The organism is Kitasatospora sp. NPDC001664, from assembly GCF_053596675.1.
Window position 1 is genome coordinate 65,917 of the sequence record NZ_JBSFGS010000023.1, and the last position, 23,991, is coordinate 89,907.

The 23,991-nt window shown below is 75.4% G+C and carries 19 protein-coding genes and 1 pseudogene; 11 read left to right on the top strand and 9 right to left on the bottom strand.

Features of this window, described 5'->3' with window-relative positions; translation table 11 throughout:
* Nucleotides 1–39 precede the first annotated feature (39 nt).
* On the bottom strand, nucleotides 40–810 hold the full coding sequence (locus ACWCYY_RS28600; protein ID WP_345288995.1) for a VOC family protein: 771 nt from the start codon (nucleotides 808–810) through the stop codon (nucleotides 40–42).
* Nucleotides 811–957: 147 nt separating this feature from the next.
* Here ACWCYY_RS28600 and ACWCYY_RS28605 point away from each other — a divergent pair, with 147 nt between their 5' ends.
* The 3 genes from ACWCYY_RS28605 (at nucleotide 958) to ACWCYY_RS28615 (ending at nucleotide 4,254) form a co-directional block, all read left to right on the top strand.
* Nucleotides 958–2,169, top strand: coding sequence for an NAD(P)/FAD-dependent oxidoreductase (locus ACWCYY_RS28605; RefSeq protein ID WP_449797670.1), 1,212 nt, complete (start codon nucleotides 958–960; stop codon nucleotides 2,167–2,169).
* 164 nt (nucleotides 2,170–2,333) lie between these two features.
* Nucleotides 2,334–3,158, top strand: coding sequence for a YndJ family protein (locus ACWCYY_RS28610; RefSeq protein WP_345288997.1), 825 nt, complete (start codon nucleotides 2,334–2,336; stop codon nucleotides 3,156–3,158).
* Nucleotides 3,159–3,294: 136 nt separating this feature from the next.
* Nucleotides 3,295–4,254: a DUF1990 family protein gene (locus ACWCYY_RS28615; protein WP_449797721.1), complete on the top strand. Its 960-nt coding sequence runs from the start codon at nucleotides 3,295–3,297 to the stop codon at nucleotides 4,252–4,254.
* A 15-nt stretch (nucleotides 4,255–4,269) separates the two neighbouring features.
* Here the strand turns inward: ACWCYY_RS28615 and ACWCYY_RS28620 are convergent, their stop codons facing one another.
* From ACWCYY_RS28620 to ACWCYY_RS28630, 3 genes are all read right to left on the bottom strand, one after another.
* Nucleotides 4,270–5,904, bottom strand: coding sequence for a nickel transporter (locus ACWCYY_RS28620; RefSeq protein ID WP_449797671.1), 1,635 nt, complete (start codon nucleotides 5,902–5,904; stop codon nucleotides 4,270–4,272).
* 107 nt (nucleotides 5,905–6,011) lie between these two features.
* Complete coding sequence (locus ACWCYY_RS28625; protein ID WP_380150090.1) at nucleotides 6,012–7,295, bottom strand: tetratricopeptide repeat protein; 1,284 nt, start codon at nucleotides 7,293–7,295, stop codon at nucleotides 6,012–6,014.
* Entirely contained in the window at nucleotides 7,292–8,749 is a 1,458-nt protein-coding gene (locus ACWCYY_RS28630; RefSeq protein WP_449797672.1) for a DUF4331 domain-containing protein, read from the bottom strand. The genes ACWCYY_RS28625 and ACWCYY_RS28630 overlap by 4 nt, the downstream gene beginning before the upstream one ends.
* A 356-nt stretch (nucleotides 8,750–9,105) precedes the next feature.
* Here ACWCYY_RS28630 and ACWCYY_RS28635 point away from each other — a divergent pair, with 356 nt between their 5' ends.
* The 3 genes and pseudogenes from ACWCYY_RS28635 to ACWCYY_RS28645 form a co-directional block, all read left to right on the top strand.
* Nucleotides 9,106–9,726, top strand: a complete 621-nt coding sequence (locus ACWCYY_RS28635) for a hypothetical protein (protein WP_449797673.1) — start codon at nucleotides 9,106–9,108, stop codon at nucleotides 9,724–9,726.
* A gap of 21 nt (nucleotides 9,727–9,747) precedes the next feature.
* Nucleotides 9,748–10,401, top strand: coding sequence for a hypothetical protein (locus tag ACWCYY_RS28640; protein WP_449797674.1), 654 nt, complete (start codon nucleotides 9,748–9,750; stop codon nucleotides 10,399–10,401).
* A gap of 71 nt (nucleotides 10,402–10,472) precedes the next feature.
* Nucleotides 10,473–10,865 (top strand): annotated as a pseudogene (locus ACWCYY_RS28645) (thioredoxin family protein); the annotation flags it as partial.
* 160 nt (nucleotides 10,866–11,025) lie between these two features.
* Here ACWCYY_RS28645 and ACWCYY_RS28650 read toward each other — a convergent pair.
* On the bottom strand, nucleotides 11,026–11,643 hold the full coding sequence (locus ACWCYY_RS28650; protein WP_345289005.1) for a TetR/AcrR family transcriptional regulator C-terminal domain-containing protein: 618 nt from the start codon (nucleotides 11,641–11,643) through the stop codon (nucleotides 11,026–11,028).
* Between the two features lie 130 nt (nucleotides 11,644–11,773).
* Here ACWCYY_RS28650 and ACWCYY_RS28655 point away from each other — a divergent pair, with 130 nt between their 5' ends.
* Nucleotides 11,774–13,270, top strand: a complete 1,497-nt coding sequence (locus ACWCYY_RS28655) for an APC family permease (protein ID WP_449797675.1) — start codon at nucleotides 11,774–11,776, stop codon at nucleotides 13,268–13,270.
* On the opposite strand, the gene ACWCYY_RS28660 is transcribed toward ACWCYY_RS28655, so the two are convergent.
* A complete protein-coding gene (locus ACWCYY_RS28660; protein ID WP_449797676.1) occupies nucleotides 13,248–14,696 on the bottom strand; it encodes a DUF2079 domain-containing protein in 1,449 nt (482 codons plus the stop codon). The genes ACWCYY_RS28655 and ACWCYY_RS28660 overlap by 23 nt on opposite strands.
* Nucleotides 14,697–14,831: 135 nt before the next feature.
* On the opposite strand from ACWCYY_RS28660, the gene ACWCYY_RS28665 reads away from it, so the two are divergent.
* From ACWCYY_RS28665 to ACWCYY_RS28675, 3 genes are all read left to right on the top strand, one after another.
* Complete coding sequence (locus ACWCYY_RS28665; protein ID WP_345289008.1) at nucleotides 14,832–15,248, top strand: GntR family transcriptional regulator; 417 nt, start codon at nucleotides 14,832–14,834, stop codon at nucleotides 15,246–15,248.
* 72 nt (nucleotides 15,249–15,320) lie between these two features.
* Nucleotides 15,321–16,247 carry an ABC transporter ATP-binding protein gene (locus ACWCYY_RS28670; protein ID WP_345289009.1) on the top strand — a complete coding sequence of 309 codons (927 nt, stop codon included), beginning with the start codon at nucleotides 15,321–15,323 and terminating at the stop codon, nucleotides 16,245–16,247.
* A complete protein-coding gene (locus ACWCYY_RS28675; protein ID WP_345289010.1) occupies nucleotides 16,244–17,320 on the top strand; it encodes a hypothetical protein in 1,077 nt (358 codons plus the stop codon). Before ACWCYY_RS28670 ends, ACWCYY_RS28675 begins: the two co-directional genes overlap by 4 nt.
* Before the next feature lie 60 nt (nucleotides 17,321–17,380).
* On the opposite strand, the gene ACWCYY_RS28680 is transcribed toward ACWCYY_RS28675, so the two are convergent.
* The 3 genes from ACWCYY_RS28680 to ACWCYY_RS28690 form a co-directional block, all read right to left on the bottom strand.
* Nucleotides 17,381–19,123 (bottom strand): ABC transporter ATP-binding protein, encoded by a 1,743-nt coding sequence (locus ACWCYY_RS28680; RefSeq protein WP_345289011.1) that lies wholly within the window; start codon nucleotides 19,121–19,123, stop codon nucleotides 17,381–17,383.
* Nucleotides 19,120–20,910: an ABC transporter transmembrane domain-containing protein gene (locus tag ACWCYY_RS28685; RefSeq protein ID WP_449797677.1), complete on the bottom strand. Its 1,791-nt coding sequence runs from the start codon at nucleotides 20,908–20,910 to the stop codon at nucleotides 19,120–19,122. The genes ACWCYY_RS28680 and ACWCYY_RS28685 overlap by 4 nt, the downstream gene beginning before the upstream one ends.
* A gap of 106 nt (nucleotides 20,911–21,016) precedes the next feature.
* Nucleotides 21,017–22,315 carry a M48 family metallopeptidase gene (locus tag ACWCYY_RS28690; protein ID WP_449797678.1) on the bottom strand — a complete coding sequence of 433 codons (1,299 nt, stop codon included), beginning with the start codon at nucleotides 22,313–22,315 and terminating at the stop codon, nucleotides 21,017–21,019.
* Nucleotides 22,316–22,457: 142 nt separating this feature from the next.
* Here ACWCYY_RS28690 and ACWCYY_RS28695 point away from each other — a divergent pair, with 142 nt between their 5' ends.
* A complete protein-coding gene (locus ACWCYY_RS28695; RefSeq protein WP_449797679.1) occupies nucleotides 22,458–23,894 on the top strand; it encodes a dihydrolipoyl dehydrogenase family protein in 1,437 nt (478 codons plus the stop codon).
* Nucleotides 23,895–23,991 lie beyond the last annotated feature (97 nt).

The following is a 23,991-nucleotide window of genomic DNA, read 5'->3' on the forward strand; positions in this document are numbered from 1 at the left end:
AGCCTCGCCCGGACCGCGCCCCGGCTCAAGCGGATTTCCTCAGGCCGCCGGGGTGATGACGGAGAACAGGCCGCCCTCGCTGTCGCGCAGCCGGGCGGTGCGGCCGTACGGGCTGTCGGCGGGGGCGTCGACCACGCTGCCGCCGAGGGCGGTGGCGCGGGTGGTGGCGGCGTCGGTGTCGGCGACGGAGAAGTAGACCTCCCAGTGCGAGCCGGTCAGTTCGCCGCGGCGCAGGGCGGCGACGCTGCGGCCGTCGGCGCGCAGCACGACGCGCTCGTGCTCGTAGCGGACCTCCAGGCGCGCGGGGTCGCGCTCGTCCCAGCGGAAGACCTCGCCGTAGAACAGGGCGGCCTGGAACGGGTCGCCGGTGCGCAGTTCGATCCAGACCGGGGCTCCGGGCGAGCGGACCCAGGTGGTGCAGCCGAGGTCGCCCTCCCAGAGGCCGAAGGCGGCACCGGTCAGGTCGGAGGCGAGGGCCATCCGCCCGGCGTCGAAGGGGAGCGGGCCGACCGCGACGGTGCCGCCGCGCTCGCGGATCCGGCCGGCGGTCTCGTCCGCGCTCTCGGTGCCGAAGTAGGTGGTCCAGGCGACGGGCGGCTGCCACTCCCCCTCGGTGGTGCCGAGCCCGGCCACCTCCACACCGTCCACCACCGCCCGGACGTACGGGCCGAAGCCGTGCCGCCCGTCCTCGAAGGACCAGCCGAGCAGCGGCCCGTAGAACTCCTGGGCCACCGTCAGGTCACGCGCCATCAGGCTGACCCAGCAGGGGGCGGCCGGGACGCAGCGCACGGTGGTGGTCTGCTCGCTCATGCGGAGCCCTTCCTTCCGGTCGTGGCGCTCCACAGCCTAGGGGGAGGGGGGCGACAGCGCCGGACGGGACGTGTGGTTCGACGCGCGGCGGGCAGTCCTCCGGGGTGTGATGGCGGGGTGCGGCGCGGACAAGGAGAGGAGCGGGCGATGCGGATGGGCTACGTCGTGGTGGGGGCGAGCCTGGCGGGGGCGAAGGCGGTGGAGACCCTGCGGGCGGAGGGCTACGACGGCCCGGTGACGCTGATCGGCAGCGAGACGGAACGGCCGTACGAGCGGCCGCCGCTGTCCAAGGGCTACCTGATGGGCAAGGCCTCCCGGGAGAAGATCTACGTCCATCCGGCGGAGTGGTACGCCGACCAGGGGGTGGACCTGCGGCTCGGGGTGACGGCGACCGCGATCGACCCGGGCGGACGGACCGTCAGCCTGGACGACGGCGGGCTGGTCCCGTACACCCGGCTGCTGCTCACCACCGGCTCCTCGCCGCGACGGCTGACCGTGCCCGGCGCCGAGGGCGAGCAGGTGCACTACCTGCGGACGGTCGGGGACAGCGAGCGGATCAGGGCGGCGATCCGTCCGAGGGCCCGGATCGTGGTGATCGGCGCGGGCTGGATCGGCCTGGAGACCGCCGCGGCCGCCCGGGAGGCGGGGGCGGAGGTGACGGTGCTGGAGGCCGCCGAACTGCCGCTGCTGCGGGTGCTGGGCCGGGAGGCGGCCGAGGTCTTCGCCGACCTGCACCGGGAGCACGGGGTGGACCTGCGCTTCGGCGTCCGGGTGACGGAGGTGACCGACGAGGGCGTGCGGCTGGAGGGCGGCGAACTGGTCCCGGCCGACGCGGTGGTGGTCGGCATCGGCATCGTCCCGAACACCGGGCTGGCCGAGGCGGCGGGGCTGCACGTGGACAACGGGATCCGCACCGACCAGCAGCTGACCACCTCGGCGCCGGACGTGTTCGCGGCGGGGGACGTGGCCAACGCCTACCACCCGCTCTTCGACCGGCCGGTCCGGGTCGAGCACTGGGCCAACGCGCTGCACCAGCCGAGGGTGGCCGCCCGGGCGATGCTCGGGCAGGAGGCGGTGCACGACCGGGTGCCGTACTTCTTCACCGACCAGTACGACCTGGGCATGGAGTACACCGGCTACGTGGAGCCGGGCGGCTTCGACCGGGTGGTCTTCCGGGGCGAGCGGCGCTCGCGCGAGTTCATCGCCTTCTGGCTCTCCGGCGGGCGGGTGCTCGCCGGGATGAACGTCAACGTCTGGGACGTCACCGACCCGATCCGCGACCTGGTCCGCTCCGGCCGCACGGTGGACCCGGACCAGCTCGCCGATCCGGCCGTCCCGCTGGACCGGATCGGCCGCTGACCCCGGCACGACCCCGGCCCCGGGCCGGCCCCGACCGGGCCCCGGCCAGGCCCCGCAGCCACCCCCTCGTTCCGGGAGGGGGTGGCTGTTGAACATGTTCAGAGTTGCCGTAGAGTCATCCGCGCAGCAGCTTTGAACACGTTCAATGAGAGGGGGCAGCTGCCGTGACCGCCCTGGTCAACCTCATCGTCATGCTCGGCATGCTGGCCGTCGTACCCCTGGGCCTCGGCCTGCTCGGCGGCCCCGGCAGTGCCGCCCTGGCCCGGCTCTGGCCCTTCGCCGCCCTGCCGGGAGCAGTCGCGCTCTGGCTCCCGCGCGGCACCACCGCCACCGCCCTGGCCTCGGTCTACGCCGCCGCCACCGTGGCGCTGGCCCTGCTGGCGCCCGCCCGGCTGGCCCGCCGCCGGTCCCTGGCCCCGGCCGAGCTCGCCGCGCTCACCGCCCTCGCCGCACCCTCGGTGGCCGGCCTCGCGCTGGTCGCCGAGCGCTCCGGCACCGAGCTCTTCGGCTTCGACCTGGACATCCTGGCGCTCACCGTGCCGCACTTCCACTTCGCCGGCTTCACCGCCGCCCTGGTGGCCGGGCTGGTCGGACGGACCGTCACCGACCGCCCCGGCCCTGCGGCGGCCGCGGCGCTGAGCGTGCCGCTCGGCACCCTGCTGGTGCTCGGCGGCTACTTCGTCGGGGACTGGGCCGAGCTGGTCGGCGCCGTGGTGCTGACCGTCGGCATGTGGCTGACCGGCCTGCTCACCTGGCGGGACGTCAGCCGACGCGCCCCCGACCGGCTCACCGCCCGGCTGCTGCTCGGCTCCGCCGCCGTCCTGGTGGTCACCATGCTGCTCGCCCTCTGGTGGGCGCTCGGCGAGGCCACCGGACTGATCCACCCCACCCTGACCTGGATGGCCGCCACCCACGGCCTCGGCAACGCGCTCGGCTTCGCGCTCTGCTCGCTGCTGGCCTGGCGCAGACTCGAGGAGCTCGCGCGATGAACCACCGCACGGACCAGCACGGCACGGACCAGTACGGCACGGACCACCGCCGCACCACCGCCGCACCACCGCCTTCAGCTACCCCGAGGTCGGCGCCACCCGGACGCCCGACCGCCTCCCGGCCGGCTACCGCCACCTGCGCCACCGCGTCCTGATCGGGTACGGCCGGGAGACGCTGGAGGCCGCCGGGGAGACGGTGACCAGCTGGCGGATGCACCGCGGGATGGGCACCAAGGTCCACGCCGAGGCCGAGCGGACCGACCCGGGCGTGCGGGCCTCGCTCGGCCTCGGGTTCGGGCCGCTCACCGTCTCGGCCCCCGCCGAGGTGGTCTGGTCGGTCCGCGAACCCGACCGCATCGGCTTCGCCTACGGCACCCTGACGGGCCATCCGGCCAGCGGGGAGGAGTCCTTCGTGGTCGAGATGGGCGAGGACGGGGCCGTCCGGCTCACCGTGACCGCCTTCAGCCGCCCCGACCGCTGGTACACCCGCCTCGGCGGACCGCTGCTCGGACTGCTCCAGGGCCTGTACGTGCGGGGCTGCGGCCGGGTGGTGCGGCGGGCCGCGACCGCCGCCACCCGCCGGCCGGCCTTCAACTACCCCGACGTCGGCGCCCTCGCCGCCTCCGACCGGCTGCCCGCCGGGTACCGCCACCTGCGCCACCGGGAGGTGATCGGGTACGGCCGGGACGTGCTGGAGGCCGCCGGGGAAACCGTCACCAGCTGGCGGATGCACCGGGGCGCGGGGATCGGCGTCGCCCCCGGGACGCCGCCGGCCGAGGCCGGGGTGCGGGTGGTCTGCCGGATCGGGCTCGGGCCGCTCGCGGTGACCGCACCGGCCGAGGTGCTCTGGTCGGTCGACGGACCCGACCGGATCGGCTTCGCCTACGGCACCCTGACGGGCCATCCGGAGGCCGGCGAGGAGTCCTTCGTGGTCGAGCTCGGTCCGGACGGCGCGGTCCGGATGACCGTCACCGCCTTCAGCCGCCCCGGCCGCTGGTACACCCGTCTCGGCGGACCGCTGGTGCCGCTGCTCCAGCAGCTGGCCGCCCGCCGCTACGCCCGGGCCGTCCGGCGCAGCGTGGACCCGGCCGCCTGACGCGGCGTCGGGCTCCTACAGACCGGAGGCGCCGCGCAGCACCAGGCCGAGGCCGACGGCCAGCACCACCAGGGCGGTGAGCAGTCCGCCGAGACGGGAGTACCGGCCGAGTGCCGGGACGTACCGGGCGGTGAGCGAGGCGACCCGGGTCGAGCCGCCCGAGAGGAGCAGTCCGGCGGCGGCCAGCGCGACCGCCATGCCGAGGCCGTACCCGAGCACCAGCAGCACGCCGAAGGAGGTGCGGCCGAGCGCCACCGCTCCGAGCAGGATCACCAGGGCGGAGGGGCTGGGCACCAGCCCGCCCGCCAGGCCGACACCGATCAGCGAGGGGAAGCGGAGCCTCCCGATCCGGTGGCCGTGGCCGTGCTCGTGTCCGTGCCCGTCGTGGTCGCGGTGGTCCGGTGCGCGCCCGTGCTCATGCCCGTGGCCGTCCTCCGCCCCGCTGTCACGGCCGGCGTCCGCGGCCTTCTCCGCCACGAGGGCGGAGCGGCCGCGGCTGAGGGTGCGGACGGCGGGCAGCGCGCGGACGGCCGAGACCAGCAGGGCGGCACCGATGAGGGTGACCAGGGCACCGCCGGCCAGTCCGAGGCCGCTCAGCAGACGCTCGCCCACCAGGGTGGTCGACGCGGTCAGCAGCAGGCCGACCACCAGCACCCCCGCCGTGTGGGTGGCCGTCACCGTCGCCCCCACCGCCAGGGCGGACCGCAGGCCGCCCCGCCGGGGCCGCCCCGAGGTGCGGGCCAGACAGGCGGCGACCGCGAGTTTGGCGTGGCCGGGGAGGGCGGCGTGCCCGGCGCCCAGCAGCAGGGCGAGGGCGGTGGCCGCCAGACCGACGGGGACGGTCAGGTCGCGGGTGGTGGTGAGGGCGGCAAGGTGCCGCTCCACCCCGTCCAGCGGTGGCAGGCCGACGGCCCCGGCCGGGACGGCCCGCCGTTCGGCGGAGCGGTGGGCCCCCGGGACGGACCGCCGCCCGGCCGGAGCCCCGTCGGGCGCGGGCGCCGACCCGTCCGCGGGTGGCGCCGCTGACGCACCGTCGGCCGGATCCCCTGACGCACCGTCGCCCGCCGACCCGCCGATCGCCGGCGGCGGCGGCAGTGCGGCTGACGCACCGTCGGCCGCGAGCTCGACGGCAACCACCGACAGCGGCTGCTCGACGGAGTCGGCCGGGTAGCTGCGCAGGCCGTCGGTGGCGCTCCGCCGGGGCACGCTGCCCTCGCGGAGTTCGACGCCCTCGCCGACCGCCGTGATCTCCTTCCAGCCCGGGCGGGCGCCGTCCGCCCCGGAGTGGAAGGTCACCCGGACCGGGCGGGTGAGGTCGGCGTCGGCCGAGAGTTCGCAGCTCAGCCGCGCGGTCGGCAGACCGGCGGCGCCCGGCCCGTACGCCAGGCTGCTCGCCTCCACCCGCCAGGACGCCTCGCGCCCGCCGATGTCCGCCCGGACCGCGCCCGCGAGTTCGGCGCACCGCTGCCCGGCGCGGTCGGCCGCCTCGGCCGCGTCCACCGCACCGTCGTGGTCCCGGTCGGCGGCGGTCCGGTCCTGGGCGGTGGGGATCTCGGCGGTGTCGAGCACCAGGCTGTCCTGGATCCGGTCGGGCCGCAGTCGCAGGCCGTCGTAGCGGTTGACGCTGAAGTTGCCCAGCGGGTGCGCCACCGCCGTTCCCGGGAGCACCACCCCCGGCAGCAGTACCGTCAGGATCAGCCCGGCCGCCCGGCTACGGCGATCCCGAGTACTGTGCCCCGCAAGGCCGTTGACTCCGTTCATCGCTCCCCCTCGGCGAGCAGGCGGCGGGCCAGGTCCGCGTGGTAGGCGGAGAACCGCGGGTTGCGCTCCAGCGCGGTGCGCAGGGTCTCCTTGCCCTCCGGCAGGCCGAGGGCGAGTTCGATCACGCCCCGGTGGTAGGCCGCGAGCACCGGCTCGTCCCCCGACTCGGCTGCGGACCGGGCGTGTTGGAGGGCACCGCGGTCGTCCCCGGTCCGGTGCAGCGCCCAGGCCAGCTCGGCCGCGACGGGGGCGCTGCGGCGCCGTTCCCACTCCTCGGTGAGCTGCCGCACGGCCTCGCCGGCGTCACCGTGGTCGGCCAGGTAGCGCGCCAGGTGCAGGTCCGCCGGACCGACCGCCAGCCGGGCCTCCGCCGCGAGGGCGGCCAACGGGCCTTCGGCGTCGGCCCGGTGGCCGGTGGCGAGGGCGAGTTCGGCCTGCTCCAGCAGGAACTGCGGGAGCGGTGTCCGCGCGGTCAGTTCGGCCAGCCGCCGCGCCGCCTCCTCCGTCCGCCCCTGGGCGGCAGCGGTCCTGGCCAGCCCGAAGGCGGCGGCCGCGTCATCGGTGCGGGCGGCCAGGGCCTCCCGGTAGCGGCCGTCCGCCTCCGTCAACCGGCCGTCCTCCCAGGCGAGATCACCCAGCCGACGGGCGCAGAAGGCCCGTTCCCCGGCCGGCCCGGCCGCCTCCAGGGCCCGTTCCAGCGCGAGCTGCGCCTCGGCCCGGCGGCCGTGCGCCTGCAGGTCCTGGGCGGCCCGGACCAGGGCGGCGGCGGTCGGGGCCAGGTCCAGCAGGCGCTGGGTGGCGGCGGTGGCGGCCGGGTAGTCGCCGAGTTCGAGCTCCGCGTCGGCCAGCACCGCGTACGCGGCCGCCCGCTCGGGTGCCATCGCGGTGGCCCGCAGCCCGTGCTCCCGGGCGGCACCGAACTCGTGCCGGGCGTTGGCGAGTGCGCCGGAGCCGACCACGGCGGCGTAGTTGGCCTCCGGCTTCAGCTCCAGCGATCGGGCCAGGGCCCGTTCGGCCAGGTCGAGCCCGCCGGCGTCCAGGGAGGTCCGGGCCTGCTCCACGGCCGCGAGCCCGACCTCGGCCCAGGCCGCCGCGTCCTCGGGGCGCCGCCTGGCGTCCTCCCGGGCGGCGGCCAGGCGGTCGGGCGGCGGCGGTACGGGCACCGCCACCGGGCCGACCACACCGATCGGCCGGACCGCGCGCTCGGGCGAGAACGCCACCAGCCCCGCCGCGCAGGCCAGGACGAGCAGCCCGCCGCCCAGCCACTGACGGCCCGTCACGGGCCCGCGTGCGGGAGGTTGACGTACGGGAAGACGTCCGAGGCCGGTGCGGGCTGGACGTCGAAGCTCGGCGGCGGCAGCAGGTGGGCGGCGGAGCGCTCGGAGGGCTCGCCCTCCAGCATCCGCAGCAGCGGGACGTCGATGACGTCGTTGAACCGGCGGCCGTTGGGGTAGCCCTGGCGGTCGCCGGCGAGCACGCCGTAGGGGTGCGGTTCGGCGCTGGCCGGGGTGGTGAGGTTGAGCCGGAGCTCCTCGGCGTGGGTGATCGCGGCCGGGTCGGCGTCGGCGTTCAGGGCGTGGGTGTTGAGGTCGAAGCCGAAGCGGGAGCCGTTGGCCGCGCCGATGCCGCTGAGGAAGAGCGCCCTGATGTCCTCGCGCGGGGTGGCCGGGGCGGCGAAGCCCTGGGCCGCCTCGATCCGCCGGGGCGGTGCCGGGTCGAGCGTGGCGGCGACGAACTCGGCGTCCTGGTGGTCGAGTTCGGCCGGACGGGTGTTGAAGCGGTCCTCCGGCCCGCCGGGAGCGGCGTTGAAGGCGGCACTGCCCCAGAGCGCGAAGCAGACGTGCGGCATGCCGAGCCGGCCGATCTGCCGGTAGCTCGCCGCCTGGGTGCGCAGGTCGCGGGAGAGGTCGGCCCCCTCCCGGGAGACGGTGGCCCAGACGCCGATCACCGGATTGCGCACCGGGTCGCCGTTCAGGGCGAGTTCGCGCTTGGGCAGCTGGAGGATCAGCGAGCCGACGTTGAGCGCGGAGAGCGGCCCGGCGGCGGGCAGGGCGCCGGGGACCGGCCCCACCGTGCCCAGCACGAACAGTCCGAAGACCCGGGTGTCCGCGATGAACGGCTCGGCGATCTGGCCGGCCAGCGTCCGGCCGCCGCCCGGCAGTGCGCGGGTGGCCTCGGTACGCAGTGCCCGGTAGTCGGGCATCAGCGCCAGGCCGGTGTGGGTGGGCGCCGCGATCGCGTCGGAGAGCAGCACCTCGGCGGGGCGGCCGGGGCGGATCCGTTCCAGCGTGTAGCGCTGGCGGAAGAGCAGCGAGGAGTCGGTGAGCGAGCGCACCGGGGAGAGCGCGATCGGCCCGCTGCCGAGGAGCCGGCGGTCCTCGTTCCGGAAGGTCCACCGGTAGGTCAGGTCCGGGCGGCCGTCGCCGGTCCGGTCCACGTGCACCTCGTACCGGGCCCGGGTGGCGAAGGGGTGGTTGAGCAGGGACGACCCGGGCAGCTGGGCCGGCTGGACGTCGACGGCGATGGTGACCGTCGAGTGGTCGTCCGGGCTGGTGAAGGCGAACACGTCGGTGACGTTGGCCTGCGGGTCGGCCGTCACGGCGGGCGCGTCGACGTGCCCGCCCGCCAGGCTGCGGCCGAGCAGCGGACCGCCGAGTGCGGCCGCGGTCAACGTGGCGGCGGCGGCGCCGAGGAAGGTCCGCCGACCGGGGCGGGGACCGTCAGGTCCGGGCACAGTGGCTCCCAGGGGTCCGGGTACGGGAAACGGGGGCGAGCCCAACCAGCCTGGCTTCAGCCGCCGTTGGGCGCGTGAAGGGCGACCGTGGACGGGTCCCGTCCGGCGGCCACGGCCAACCTAGGCGCCCCGTGGATCTTCACGCAGCCGTCGCCCCCCGAAAGAGTCACGCGATTCCCCCGGCCGGATCAATTTCCGGACCGGACCGCACCCGGGAGAGTCATCCGCATGCGGACGGACCGGCCGGGCCGGGGTAGCGTCCGGAGCCGATCCGCCGTGCGGGTCCGTTCCGCCGTGCGGTGCCATCCGCCCGCCGCCGCAAGCGAGTTGGGCCGTCCCATGACTGGGGATCCGATATGAAAGTACGTCAACTCCTCTCCGTGCTCTTCGCCGTTCTGATGTGCTGGACGGTCGCTCCCGGAGCCGCCCGGGCCGCCGGGATGCCGTCCGGCCCGTACGTCTCGCCCTGGGGCGAGGCCCAGGTCGAGTGGGCACCGGGGTTCAAGGCCGCCCTGGCCGAGCAGGAGGTGGCGATCACCCCGATCGCCCCCGTGCACGCGCTGCCCGGGGACAGCGGCATCAAGAGCGACATCGGCTGGACCTCCGGCGACTACATCGACCTGGAGGAGTTCGGCCGGGTCTACTACCCGGGCGGAGTGAACCTCAGCTCCCCTCGGTCCGGGGGCAGTTGGACCATGGACGAGTTCTACCTGCGGTTCGCGCCGACCCGGGGCCTCTCCTCCTACCTGGAGGTGAACGGCGTCAAGTCCGAGACCGAGCAGCTGTTCTGTTCCTACACCCTGCGGGACGCCTTCGGCCCGGGCTGGGGCCTGGCCCCGGGCGGGATCCGTACCGCCCGGGTGCCGCTGACCCTCACCGAGGTCGGCGCCGGGACGCTGAACGAGGCGCTCGGCACCTCCTTCGAGGCCGGCGACGCCTTCGGCACCCTCTCCGGCACCTTCCGCTACCTGCCCTGACACCCGATCGGATCCCGGACAGTGAACCTCTTCCGAAAACTCGCCACCGCCGCCCTGGCCCTGGCCCTTCCGCTCGTCCCGGCCGCCGCGCGCGCGTCGGTGCCCGTGCACCAGGACGCCGGGAGCCAACCCCCGCAGCTGCGGGCCGTCGGCCCGTACATCTCGCCCTGGGGCAGCGCCCACCTCCGAGTGAGCGAGGCCGCCAAGACGTGGCTGACCGGCGCCGGGGTCAAGCTGGGCGCCATCGCGCCCTTCGTGCTCGACCCGGACGGCTTCGGCTTCGACATGCCGATCGGCTCCACCGCCGGGGACCACCTGGACGAGAAGGGCCGGATCTTCTACCCGGGCGGGATCACCCTCACCCAGGAGAGCAGCGGCCACGTGGTCGCACTGCTCCCGACCTGGATCCGGGTGATGCCGCAGCCGGGCTACTCGGCCGGGGTGCTGGCGGACGGCAAGTCGGTGCTGGAGGAGGTGATGGTCGCCTACACCACCCCGGCCGAGGTCATCGCGGGCGGCCGCCCGACCCTGACCGGCTTCAAGCTGGAGCAGGTGCCGTTCCACTTCTCCAAGGACGCCGCCGGGCTGGCCGCGACGTACTTCGGCAGCGGACCGGAGCCGGACTCGCTGTTCGGCGTGCTGACCCCGCGCTTCGACTACGTGCCGACCAGGTAGACCGAGCGGCGGAATAGCCCGGGGCGAGGGCCTGTTGAGGGCGGTGCGGGACGCGACCACGAGAGAGGCAGGAGCAGAACATGAGCACCGTCGAACTGACCACCGAGAACTTCGACGAGGTGGTACAGGGCCCGGACGGGAAGGCCTTCGTCTTCATCGACTTCTGGGCGGGCTGGTGCGGCCCCTGCCTGCGCTTCGCGCCGGTCTTCGAGAAGGCCGCCGAGCGCCACTCCGACCTGGTCTTCGCCAAGGTGGACACCGAGGCGCAGCAGGAGCTCGCGGCCGCGTTCGAGATCCGGTCGATCCCGACCCTGGCGATCATCCGCGAAGGCGTGATGATCTTCTCCCAGGCCGGCGCCCTGCCCGAGCAGGCCTTCGAGGAGCTGATCGGCAAGGCCCGCGAGCTGGACATGGACGAGGTCCGCGCCAAGATCGCGGCCGAGCAGGCCGCCGCGCAGGCCTGACACCAGGCTTCCGGCCCCGCCCGCGGGGCCGGAGGGCGCACCGGTCGTGACCGGTGGGCGGGAGCATGGGCGGGCCCGGGGACGAGACCGGGCCCGCCCACCGTCATGTCCGGGGCCCACGCCCTCGGCCGCACCCGGGCCCGGGGCCCTGAGCGGCGCCTCAGAGCCGGGCGGCCAGGCCGTCCAGCAGCAGCCGCAGCGCGAGCTCGAAGCCCCGGTCGTCCAGTCCGCTCCCCCGGGCCGCCGAGGCGGTGAGCGCCTCGGCCAGTGACGGGTAGCCGGGCCGGTAGTCCTCCACCGGGCGGGCGAAGCCGGCCGTGAAGGTCTCCAGTGCGGAGCCGAGCACCAGGTAGTCCAGTGCGGCGGCCGCCTCGGCGGCGTCGGCGGGCTCGAAGCCGGCCCGGCCCAGGCAGGACAGCAGGCTCTCGTAGCCGAGGAGTTGGCGCTCGGCGCCGACCCTGCGCCGGGCCAGCAGGGCGATGGTGTGCGGGTGGCGCAGGAAGGCCGCCCGGTAGCCGCGGGCGTACTCGGCCACCCCGGCCTTCCAGTCCGGCCCGGCGAGCGGCCCGAGGTCGATCTCGGCGTTGACCAACTCGGCCAGTCCGTCGACCAGTTCGTCCTTCCCCGCGACGTGGTTGTAGAGCGAGGCCGCCTTGACGCCGAGCCGCTCGGCCAGCGCCCGCATGGTGAGGCCGTCCGCCCCGCCCTCGTCCACCACCGCCAGCGCGGCGGCCGCGATGGCCTCCCGGCTCAGCAGCGCCCTGTTCGGTCGGCCCACGCCCGCCCCGCCCTTCCACCTCGTCCGACCGGCCACGTTACAGCCTGGTCTCACCCCTTCCCTCCCTCGCGGCGGGCGGCTACGGTCACGGACTAACAAAGTTAGTTTTACGAGGGCGAGGCGGTTCCCGATGACCGATGACATCCCCGGCACGGACAGCGAGAGGCTGGCCGCGCTCGGCTACCGCCAGGAGCTGCGCCGCAGCCTGGGCATGCTGGGCAACGTGGCGATGGGCTTCGCCGTGGTCTCCCCGGTGGTGGGCCTGTACGCGGTGGCCCAGGTGGGCATGAGCCTGCGCGGCGGGGCCTGGGTCTGGGCCCTGCCGGTCTGCCTGATCGGGCAGCTGCTGGTGGTGGGCGTCTACTCCGAGCTGGCCTCGCAGTGGCCGCTGGCCGGCGGGGCCTACCAGTGGGCCCGCCGGCTGGCCTCGCCCGGCTTCGCCTGGCTGAGCGGCTGGCTCTGGCAGTTCGCGGTGATGTTCGCCAACACCACCGTGGCCTACCTGGCCGCGCCCTGGTTCTTCGCGCTCTTCGACGCGGTGCCCACCCCTCCCCAACTCGTGCTCACCGCGGCCGCGTTCACCGTGGCCTGCCTGCTGGTCAACGCCTACGGGATCAACCTGCTGCGCTGGTTCGTCAGCGCCGGGATCGCGGCCGAGACGGTGGCCTCGGTGCTGGTCGGGCTGGCCCTGCTGCTGTTCTTCCGCGAGCACGGCTTCGCCCTGCTGACCGACGACCTCGGCGCCTCGGTGACCACCGGCACCGGCGGCCTCGCCGGCCTGCTGGCCGTGGTGGCGGTCGGCGGCTGGGCCTTCATCGGCTTCGACGCCTGCGTCTCCACCGCCGAGGAGACCAAGGACGCGGCCCGCCAGGTTCCGCGCGCGATGCGCTGGGCCCTGCTGAGCGTGGGCGCCGTGGTGATCCTGAACGCCGTCTCGGTGGCGCTCGCCCACCCCGACCCGGCCCGGGTGGTACGGGGCGAGGACCTCGACCCGGTCACCACCGCCGTGGTGACCGGCTTCGGCGGCTGGGCCGCCAAGCCCTTCGTGCTGGTGGTGCTGGTCAGCTTCGCCGCCTGCCTGATGGCCTCCCAGGGCGGAGCCGCCCGCGGCCTGTACTCGCTGGCCCGGGACGGGGTCTTCCCGTTCTCCCGGCGGATCCGCACGGTGAACCGCCACCAGGCCCCGATCGGCGGCCTGGTCGCGGCCACCCTGGTGAGCGCCGCCGCGCTGCCGCTCGGCCTGGAGTCCACCGCGATCGGCAGCCTGATCACCTTCGGCACCGCAGCCACCTTCCTGCCGTTCTTCCTGCTCTGCCTGACCGCCCTCACCGCCCGCCTGCGCGGCACCTGGCGCCCGGCCGGGGCCTTCTCGCTCGGCCGCTGGGGCACCCCGGTCAACCTGCTGGCGGTGCTGTGGACCGGCTTCGAGGTGGTCAACATCTGCTGGCCCCGCACGGTGCTGGCCCCGGCCGGCGCCCCCTGGTACCAGGTCTGGGCCGCCCTGCTCGGCGTCGGCCTGGTCACCCTGGCCGGGGTCGGCTACCTGCTGGTGCGCCGGCCGCAGCGCCTGATGAGCGTTCAACTCACCGCCGCCGAGGGCGAACTCACGGCCTCCACAGCACGATGACGCCGTCCTCCTCGGCCACCGTCAGGTAGCCGGCGGCCCGGTACGCCGCCAGCCGCTCCAGGGTGCGGGCCTCGGGGCAGGGGCTCTGCACCGTCGGGTCGGTGCGGTCGATCACGACCCACCGGGGCGGGTCGGCCGCCTCCGGGCCGCCCTGGCAGGCCAGACTGACGGTGGCCCGGGAGACCAGCAGCGGGCTCAACCGGTTGCTGGCCGCCACCGTCGCGCCGTCCGGCACCTGGGCCAGCAGCCGGTGCGCGGTCCGGACGTGCGCGTTCGGCGTCCAGCCGCCGGGCAGGACCAGATCGCGCAGCGGGTAGACCACCGCCCCGACCACGGCGAACGCGGCCACCCAGCCCAGCACCAACCGCCGCGCCCGGCCCCGCCGCCACCCGCCGGCCTGCCCGAGGCGGTGGACCAAGGCGCCGAACAGCACCGGCATCAGCACCGCGCTGTAGTGGTACGAGGGTTCCCAGTAGTGCTCGTTGGCCCCCAGCAGCCGCCAGCCCAGGGTGGGCGCGGCCAGCAGCACCAGCGGCGAGCGCACCGCGACGAAGGCGACCGGGGCGGCCAGCATGAAGAGCAGCAGCCACTTCACTGGCGGCCAGAACAGCAGGAACGGCGAGAGGCCGGTCGAGCCCTCGGCTCCGGGCACCTGGTTCCAGTAGTCGAAGACGCCGTTCGTGTTGGCCATCGGCAGCAGCACCAGCGTCTCCAGCACGGTGGCCGCCGGGCCGAGCACCAACAGGGCCAGACCGCCCCGGCGCACGGCGCGGCGGTCCCCGCGCCACAGCAGGTAGCCCCCGACCGCGCCGACGGTCAGCCCGAGGTCCTCCTTGACCAGCACCAGCGGCAGCGCCCAGAGCACCGCCGCTCGCCACCGCCGGGCCGCCAGCGCCTCGACCGTGAAGGCCAACAGCGGTACCGCGAAGGCGATTTCGTGGAAGTCGAAGGCCACCGCCGAGACCATGCCCCACGAACTCCCGAAGGCCAGACCGATCAGCAGGCCGGCCCGGCGGCCGGCCGCCCGGCACGCCCAGCGGGTGAGCGGCAGGCAGGCCAGCGCCATCAGCACCGCCTGGGCCAGCAGCAGGGTGATCGGGCCGGGGGCCAGCCGGTAGGCGGGCGCCAGCGCGGCCAGCACCGGGTGGAAGTGGTCGCCCAGCAGGTTGTAGCCGGGGCCCTTGAGCTCGACCAGCGGCGCCCGGCCCTGAGCGTAGGCGCTCACCGCCTGCTCGAAGATCCCCAGGTCGAAGGCCGAGCTGAGCATCCGGCGGTGCCGGGTGATCGAGAGCAGCGCGTACACCACGGCGAACAGGCAGGTGACGGCGAGCGCCACCGCGTTCGGGCCGGGCACCGTACGGCGCCGCCCCTCGGGCTTCGGGGGCGCGGTCCGGCCGGACCGGCGCTCCAGCAGGGTGAGGTTCATCTGATCACCATTCCACTAGTTAACTAGTGGAATGGTGATCACGGCGCGTCCAGGCCTGTCAAGAGCGGCACTTGACGCCTGCCCCCACGACTGGGCAGGATTTCCCTAGATAACTAGTGGAATGAAGGTCAGCACGTGGTCGAGTACCTCATCGACCGGCACAGCGGTCTCTCCCCGTATCTCCAGATCGTGGAGCAGACCAAGCGCGCCCTGAGACTGGGCGTGCTCCGCCCCGGTGACCAACTCCCCACCGCCCGCGAGGTGGTGGAGGCGACGGCGATCAACCCCAACACCGTGCTCAAGGCCTACCGCGAGCTGGAGCGGGAGGGTCTGGTCGACAGCCGGCGAGGGGTCGGCACCTTCGTCCGGCGCTCGCTGGCCAAGCCCGAGACGGTCGCCGCCTCCGCACTGCACGAGGAGCTGGCCGACTGGGTGCGCCGGGCCCGGGAGGCCGGGCTGGACCGGGAGGACGTCGAGGCCGTCGTCACCACCGCACTGGACACCGGCTTCGCCGGCCCCGACCCCGGCCCCGCCGCGCCGACCGGCAGCTGACCGAACAGATCCCCACCGACCACCGCCCCCACCGACCACCAGCGCACGCGCCAGCACGGCCGAGGAGCCCGGGTGAACCACCCCAGCGAAGTCCAACTCCCGCAGGAAATACCGGCGTTGAGGACAAGCGGACTCGGGCTGAGATACCGCCGCGGCTGGGCCCTTCGGGACTGCGAGCTGACCCTCCCGGCCGGCCGGATCAGCGCCCTGGTCGGCCCGAACGGCGCCGGCAAGTCCACCCTGATGGCGCTGGCCGCCGGACTGCTCGCCCCCACCACCGGCACCGTCGAGGTCTTCGGCCACGCACCGGGCACGGCGGAGGGCCGCCGCCGGTTCGCCCTGCTGGCCCAGGACAGACCGCTCTACCCGCGGCTGTCCGTCGCCGACACCCTCCGGATGGGGCGCGAGCTCAACCCCTCCTGGGACCAGAAGGCCGCCGAACTGGTCCTGGAGCAGGGCGACTTGGCACCCAACACCCGGGTCGGCTCGCTCTCCGGCGGCCAGCGCACCCGGGTCGCCCTGGCCCTGGCCCTCGGCAAGCGGCCCGACCTGCTGCTGCTGGACGAACCCCTGGCCGACGTCGACCCGGTGGCCCGGCACGAGCTGACCGGCCTGCTGCTGGCCCAGGCCGTCGAGCACGGCACCACCGTGCTGATCTCCTCGCACGTGCTGGCCGAACTGGACGGCGTCTGCGACCACGTGCTGCTGCTGCGCGACGGCAGCGTCCGGCTGGCCGGGGAGGTGGACGAGCTGCTCGCCGCCCACCGCAAGGTGGTCGGCGCCCACGAGGGCGAGGGCACTCCGCCCGCCCTCGCCCCCCACCACCTCGTCGAACTCCGCCGGACGGGCCGTCAGGCCACCGCGATGATCCGCCCCACCGGCCCGGTCGACCCGGACTGGGACCTGGGCGAGCCCACCCTGGAGGAACTCCTGCTGGCCCACCTGCGCGCCCCCGGCACCGCCGCGCCGACCGTCCGCGAGGAGGTGACGGTCCGTTGAGCACCGCCGTCCTCCCCCGTCCCTCGCTGCGCGGCACCGCCTGGCTGAGCCTGCGTCAGGAGCGGACCACCCTGCTGGCCGCCGGCGGCATCCTGCTCGCCTTCAGCACCTGGGTACTCCTGTTCGGCTGGCGGATCAGCGCCTGGATCGACTCCAACGGGCTCCGGAACTGCAACGACGTCTACTACCCACCGGAGTGCTCGGACGTCTCCGACCTGCGGCGCGCCATCCCGGAGTGGTGGCCGCCGGCCGTCTCCGGCACCGGCTGGGTGCTGTTCCTGCTCCCGTTCGCCCTCGGGCTGTTCGCCGGGGCGCCGCTGCTGGCCCGCGAGTTCGAGTCCGGCACCCACCGACTGGCCTGGACCCAGTCGGTCTCCCGCTCCCGCTGGCTGGCCGGGCGGCTGGCCGCCCCGTTCGCCCTGACACTGGTCGGATCGGCCGTGCTGGCGGGTGTCGCCAGCTGGTGGAGGACGGTGGTCGAGGGCCGCTTCGGGGTGCCCGGGTACTACCACTGGTTCGGCTGGATGGCCCGCTCCACCGAGGGCCCGTCCACGATCGCCTTCTGCCTGGTCGGGCTGGCGGTCGGCGTCACGGCCGGCCTGCTGGTGCGCCGGGTGGTGGCGGCGATGGCGGTCACCGCCGTGCTCACCGCCGGCCTGCGGCTGGCCGTGGACGACCTGCGCGACGTGTTCACCCCCGCCGTCGAGGTGGAGGCTCCGGTGCGGCTCGCGCTGATGCCGCAGAACGCCGACATCCGGGACCTGGTCACCGGGTACGGCTTCCCCGCCGAGTCCCCGCTGAACTCCGAGATCCTGGCGACCGGCTACCGCACCTCGGACGGGATCACCATCGCCGGCCAGGGCAACTGGCCGCCCTACGCCCTGCCGGACGGCAGCCTGCTCTGCCAGGACTCCGGCTGCGAGCCCCACGTGGCCACCGTCGACCGGGCCTTCGTGCTGTTCCACCCGCCGGCCCACGAGTGGCCGATGCTCTGGACCCAGACCGGGATCTGCCTGGCCGTCACCGCACTGCTGCTCGGCCTCTGCTTCCTCCGGGTGCGCCGGATGCACTGAGCGCGGCGCGGAACGTCAGGGGGCCGGGGCACCTTCGGGCCCCGGCCCCCTGACGTCGTCTCACTTCTGCTGCCAGGAGCGCCAGAGCGCCGCGTACGCCCCGTCGCGGGCGACCAGCTCCTCGTGGCTGCCCAGCTCGGTCAGCCGCCCGTCCGCCATCACGGCCACCCGGTCGGCGTCGTGCGCGGTGTGCAGCCGGTGCGCCACCGCGATCACGGTGCGGCCCTTGAGCACCGCGGCCAGCGCCCGCTCGGTGGCCCGGGCCGCCGTCGGGTCGAGCAGGGCGGTGGCCTCGTCCAGGATCACGGTGTGCGGATCCGCCAGCACCACCCGGGCGAGCGCCAACTGCTGGGCCTGGGCACCGTCGAGCCGGTGACCGGTCGGGCCGAGCTCGGTGTCCAGGCCGTCCGGCAGCCCGTGCGTCCAGCCGACCGCCGCCAGCGCCTCGGCCAGCTCGCCGTCCTCGGCGGCGGGCGCGGCGATCCGCAGGTTGTCCCGCAGCGTGCCGAGGAAGACGTGGTGCTCCTGGGTGACCAGCACCACCTCGCGGCGCAGCAGCTCCGGGTCCAGGTCGGCCACCGGCACGCCGCCGACCAGCACCGAGCCGCCGCTCGGCCGGTCCATCCCGGCCAGCAGCCGGCTCAGCGTGGTCTTGCCCGAGCCGGAGGGGCCGACCACCGCCAGCCGCTCCCCCGGACGGACCGTCAGGTCGACCCCGTGCAGCACGTCCTGGCCGCCCTCGTAGGCGTAGCGGACGGCGCTCACCTCGATCCGCTGGTCGGCCGGGCGGGCCGTGCCGGCCGTCCCCGCGTCCTCGGCGGGCACCGCGCCGACGCCCTCCACCCGGGCGAAGGAGGCGGCACTGCTCTGCAGCTGCTCCAGCCGGAGCATCACGGTGTCCAGCGGGTCGACCAGCCGCCGCAGGTAGAGCGTGCAGGTCACCACCGCGCTGAGCTCCACCGAACCGTTGGCGTGCAGCGCGCCGCCGACCAGCAGCACCACCGTCACCGGCGCCACGTAGGAGGTGTCGACCAGCGGGAAGAGGAAGCTGCGCAGCAGCAGGGTGCGCAGCCGGGCCGTGCGGGAGACCTCGATCGCGGTCTCCATGGCGGCGGTGCGGCGCTCCTGGAGGCCGAGCGCCTCGACCGTCCGGGCCCCGGCGGCGGTGGTGCCGAGCACGTCGGCGACCTCCGAGTTGGCGGCGCCCTCGGCCAGGTAGGCGTCCCGGGCCCGGGCCAGGTACCAGCGGGCGACGAACCACAGGCCGGAGAGGGCGAGCACGCTGCACGCCCCGAGCAGCGGGTCGACCAGGAAGATCGCGACCAGGATGAACAGCCCCTGGAAGACCCCCACCGCCATCTCCGGGACGCTGTCCTTGAGGGTGGTGCCGACGGTGGCCACGTCGGTGGTGCCACGGGTCGTCAGATCGCCGGTGCCGACCCGCTCCACCACGGTCGGCGGCAGCGCCAGCACCCGCTCGACCAGGCGCTCGCGCAGCCGGGCGGCGGCCCGCTCGGCCACCCGGTAGCCCTGGTGCACCGCCTGACGGGTCAGCAGGAGCTGCAGCACGCCGCAGACCACCACGGCGAGTGCCAGCCGGTCCACGGCGGCGGCGCCGTGGCCCTTCACCACCGCGTCGACGATCAGGCCGAGCAGCCAGGGCCCGGCCAGGCCGGCCAGGGCGGCCAGGCCGTTCAGCGCGGTCACGCCGCCGAGCGCCCGGCCGTCCTGGCGCAGCAGCGCGGCGGCGGCCCGGCGGGTCTCCCGGGGCGTGGCCACGGGAAGGGCTCGTTCGGTGCTCATCGGGCGGCCTCCTCGGTGGTGGTGGGCGAGGACGTACGGGCCGTCGGCAGCGGGACGCGGGTGCCCGCGGGCGGCTCCTCCTCGTCGCGGGAGACCAGGGCCCGGTACTCCGGGGCCCGGCGCAGCAGTTCGCGGTGGGTGCCGGCGGCGGCGACCCGGCCGTCGGCCAGGTACAGCACGGTGTCGGCGAGGTCGAGCAGCAGCGGCGAGGTGGAGACCACCAGCGTGGTCCGCCCGGCCCGGAAGGCCCGCAGGCCGGCCGCCATCGCCGCCTCGGTGTGGGTGTCCACGGCGGAGCTGGGCTCGACCGCGATCAGCACCTCCGGATCGGCGAGCAACGCCCGTGCCAGGCGCAGCCGTTGACGCTGGCCGCCGGAGAGGTTACGGCCCTCCGTCCGGATCGGGGCGGCCAGGCCGCCGGGCAGCCCGCGCAGGACGTCCAGCGCCGAGGCCGCCTCCAGGGCGGCGAGCAGCTCCTGGTCGGCCCGCTCCCGCCGCCCGCCGAGCACCTCGCGCAGCGGCCCGGCGAACAGCGCCGCCTCGTTCTCCGCCAGCACGATCCGGCCGCGCACCTCGCGCAGCGCGTACTCCTCCAGCGGGCGGCCGTCCCAACGGCCGCCCTCCGCACCGGGGTCGGCGAACAGCGCCAGCCGGTCCGCCACCTCCAGCGCCTCGGCGGGCCGCCGGGCGGCGAGCACCGTGAGCCCGCCGGGGACGAGTTCGACGCCGGAGAGCCCGTCCCGGAGCGGGGCGGGGCCGGCGGGGGCCGGGGTGGCCGCGGCGGCCGGGCCGGCCGGGCGGGGCTCCAGCCGGAGGAAGCCGACCGTCCGCTCGGCCGCGACCAGACCGCGGGTGAGGTCGCGGCCGCCCTCGATCAGGAAGTAGACCGGCACGGTGAGGGCCGCCGTGTAGCCGTAGACGGCGACCAGCTCGCCGATCGTGATGGAGCCCTGGGCCGCCATCCGGGCGGCGACCCAGGTCACCGCGCCGAGGAAGAGCAGCGGCAGTCCGCTGCCGAGCGCCTCGATCCAGCTGGCCACCCTGCCGACCTTGAAGCCGTCGGCCATCAGCTTGCGCGACTCCCGGGCGTACCGGGCGGCGAACTCCTCCTTGCCGCCGAGCCCGTTGAGCACCCGCAGGCCGTCGCTCAGGTCCTCGAACCGGGCCGCCACCTCGCCCTGCTGCTCCCGGTACCCGGCCTCGGCCCGCTGGACCCGGGCGAGCATCGGACCGATCAGCCCGGCCAGCGCGGGGACGCCGAGCAGCACCAGCGCGGCGAGCACCGGCGAGATCCGCAGCAGCTGGCCCGCGACCAGCAGGTAGGCCACCACGGCGCCGAAGCCCGGTCCGCTGAAGGTGAGGGTCTGGCTCATCCGCTGCACGTCGGAGACGCCGATGGTCACCACCTCGCCGGTGGCGGTCTGCCGGGGCAGCTCGCCACCGAGCCGGACGGCCTGACGGACCACCACGCGGGTGGTGCGGAAGGTGGCGTCCATCCGGACCTTGGTCATGGTGCGGTGGCGGTACGCCCCGATCACCGCGTTCACCGCGCCGATGACCAGGAAGGCCACCGCCCACCCGGCCAGTGCCGGGTAGTCGTCGGCCTTGAGGCCGTCGTCCACGGCCCGGGAGAGGATGTAGGGCATCATCGTCAGCGCGCCCAGCCACACCGCACTGAGCACCGCGCCGAGCGCGACTCGCCCCGGCTGGCTGGCCGCCAGCCACCAGAGGTACCGCCCGGCACCCCGCACGTCCGGTTCCCCCGGACCAGTTCTCTTGACCGTCACCACGGCACCCTAGCCAGCGACCCGGCCGCCGGGCCCGCGAATTTCGTACCGAAAGCACAACGCCTGACCTGCGGCGGGACGGGACCGTCCGGACCGGACGCGCCGCTCAGCCGTCCAGCAGCCGCTCGCCCACCCGGGCGCGGGCCGGGGCGAGCTCGGCCTCCACCTTCTCCTGCTCGATCCGGCCGAAGGCCACCGGCCGCGGCTCGACCGGGCGGTCCAGCAGGGCGATCCGCAGGTGGGTCGGCGGGTGGGTCGAGTCCACCGCGGCGAACTCGTGGGCGCCCAGCCGCAGTCGGCGCTCCCGCTCGCGCGGGGTGAGTCCGCCCGCCAGGCCGGCCAGCTCGGTCCAGAGCTCGGCCACCGCCTCGCCGCCGTCCCGGCCGGGCCGGGAGGTCCGCAGGCGCGACCGGCTGCGGATACGGACCACCGCGGCCTCGGCGGTGGGTTCGAGCAGCAGCGCGGCGAGCATCCCGCGGGCCGCGGCGGGCGAGGCGACGGTGGCGGCCAGCAGGTCCGCCCGGTACTCGGCGCCCTGGCCGGAGCGGCTGGTCAGCCGGTCCAGCAGGAACAGCAGACGCTCCGTCAGGACCTGCAGCAGCAGCCTCGGCACCAGCAGCAGGGCCTGGACCAGGTTGACCAGGCCGTCCTCCGCGGGCGTCTCGTCGTCCAGGGTCAGCAGGTGCCACTCGCGCACGGCCGCCACCGCCGAGTGCAGCCAGAGTCCGCGCCGGTGGTCCCCGTTCACGTCGTGGCCGAGCTCGTGGCCGAGCAGGGCGACCCGCTCCGGCGCGGACAGCACCGCCCAGAGCGGCAGTCCGATCTCCAGCACGCCGCGGCGGCGCAGGCCGAACCGGCCGAAGGAGGCGTTGAAGCTGCCGGTGACCCTGATGCGGTCCACCGGCCGGCCGCCGACGGCCGTGGCGACCCGGTCGGCCAGGGCGTACAGCTGCGGGGCCTGGGCGCGGGTGAGGAAGGAGTCGTCCGTCCTGATCCGGCCGAACCTCGGGCGCAGCAGGAATCCGATCAGCAGGCCCAGGCAGCCCACCAGCCGCATGGGCAGGGTCCCGGTCACCACCAGCCAGAGCGAGCCGAGGACCACGGTGACCGTCACCAGGTGCACCACCCCCGCCAAGGCCGCGGCGATCAGCCAGTTGCGGTCGGCGCCCGGGCCGTCACCGCGCTCCAGCGCGTGGTACAGCCGCTCCGCCCGCCGCCGCGCCACCTGCTCGCGGCGCTCCTCCCGGGCCCGGTTCCGGGCGGCCTTGCGACGCTCCTTCGCCGAGCCGTCGGGCTTCGGCCGGGGCGGCACCAGGTTCCACTCGCAGGCGTGGCACCAGACCGGGAAGCGGTCGTCGGCGGGGAGCTCGGTCGTGCAGTTCGGGCACGTGGTGGCTATCGGCACGGACGGAGATGATGCCAGAGCCCCCACCGCGCCCGCCCCTGGTTTCCCGCTCGGCGACACACCGGCGTCGGCGCTGGCCCGGCCGCCCGGCCCCCCGCAGGATGGGCCCGTACGGAGGGCCGACGGAGAGAGCGGGGCAGGGATGAGCGGCGAGGCGGAGCAGTACGACGTGGTGGTCCTCGGGGGCGGTCCGACCGGGGAGAACCTCGCCGACCGGACCAGGGCGGCGGGGCTGAGCACGGTGCTGGTGGAGAGTCAGCTGATCGGCGGCGAGTGCTCCTACTGGGCCTGCATGCCGAGCAAGGCGCTGCTGCGCCCGGCCCACGCGCTGGCCCACGCCCGGGCACTGCCGGGTGCGCGGGAGGCGGTGACCGGGGAGCTGGACGCGGCGGCGGTGCTGGCCCGGCGGGACGAGTTCACCTGGCACTGGCACGACGACAGCCAGGTGACCTGGCTGCACGACACCGGGATCGACCTGGTCCGGGGCCACGGCCGGCTGGCCGGGGAGCGGCGGGTGGAGGTGGAGACGCCGGACGGGGTACGGGTGCTGACGGCCCGTCACGCGGTGGCGGTGTGCACCGGCTCGCGGGCCGCGCTGCCGCCGGTGCCGGGGCTGGCCGAGGCCCATCCGTGGACCAGCCGGGACGCGACCAGCTCGGCCAAGGTGCCGGGCCGGCTGGCGGTGGTCGGCGGCGGGGTGGTCGCGGTGGAGATGGCCACCGCCTGGCGGGCGCTCGGCTCCCGGGTCACCCTGCTGGTGCGCGGCGGGACACTGCTGGACCGGATGGAGCCGTTCGCCGGTGAGCTGGTGGCGGACGGCCTGCGGGCCGCCGGGGTGGACGTCCGGCTCGGTGCCGAGGTGGTGCGCCTGGCCCGGCAGGGCGGGGAGGTGACGCTCTCGCTGGCCGACGGCTCCTCGGTGGCGGCGGACGAGGTGCTGTACGCCACCGGCCGGGTGCCGCGCACCGACGACCTCGGGCTGGCCAGCGTCGGCCTGGAGCCGGGCCGCTGGCTGCCGGTGGACGACACCTGCCTGGTCGAGGGAGTGCCGGGGGGCTGGCTGTACGCGGCCGGGGACGTCAACCACCGGGCCCTGCTGACCCACCAGGGCAAGTACCAGGCCCGGATCACCGGCGCGGCCATCGCCGCCCGGGCGGCCGGCGAGCCGCTGGACACCGCCCGCTGGGGCGCGCACGCGGCCAGCGCGGACACCGCCGGGGCACCGCAGGTGGTCTTCACCGAGCCGGAGGCGGCGGCGGTCGGCCTGAGCCTGGCCGAGGCGGAGCGGGCCGGGCTGCGGGTCCGGGCGGTCGACCACGAGCTGGGCCACGTCGCGGGCGCCTCGCTCTACGTGGACGACTACCGGGGGCGGGCCCGGCTGGTGGTGGACCTGGACCGCGGCGTGCTGGTCGGCGCGACCTTCGTCGGTCCCGGGGTGGCGGAGCTGCTGCACTCTGCCACCGTCGCGGTGGTCGGCGAGGTGCCGGTGGCCCGGCTCTGGCACGCCGTCCCGGCGTACCCGACGGTCAGCGAGGTCTGGCTGCGGCTACTGGAGGCGCTCCGCGACAGCGCGGACTGACCTTCCTACCAGTCCATTTGACGACCTGTCACTCCCCCGGCGGCAGTTCCTTCGCATACCCACCAATGCCGACTGCTTCGCATGCCTCCCCCGGGCC

Coding starts and splice junctions, on each gene's coding strand:
- ACWCYY_RS28655 (WP_449797675.1), top strand. CDS start 11,774: ATGACCGATGACATCCCCGGCACGGACAGCGAGAGGCTGGCCGCGCTC.
- ACWCYY_RS28695 (WP_449797679.1), top strand. CDS start 22,458: ATGAGCGGCGAGGCGGAGCAGTACGACGTGGTGGTCCTCGGGGGCGGT.
- ACWCYY_RS28635 (WP_449797673.1), top strand. CDS start 9,106: ATGAAAGTACGTCAACTCCTCTCCGTGCTCTTCGCCGTTCTGATGTGC.
- ACWCYY_RS28680 (WP_345289011.1), bottom strand. CDS start 19,123: ATGAGCACCGAACGAGCCCTTCCCGTGGCCACGCCCCGGGAGACCCGC.
- ACWCYY_RS28600 (WP_345288995.1), bottom strand. CDS start 810: ATGAGCGAGCAGACCACCACCGTGCGCTGCGTCCCGGCCGCCCCCTGC.
- ACWCYY_RS28605 (WP_449797670.1), top strand. CDS start 958: ATGCGGATGGGCTACGTCGTGGTGGGGGCGAGCCTGGCGGGGGCGAAG.
- ACWCYY_RS28660 (WP_449797676.1), bottom strand. CDS start 14,696: ATGAACCTCACCCTGCTGGAGCGCCGGTCCGGCCGGACCGCGCCCCCG.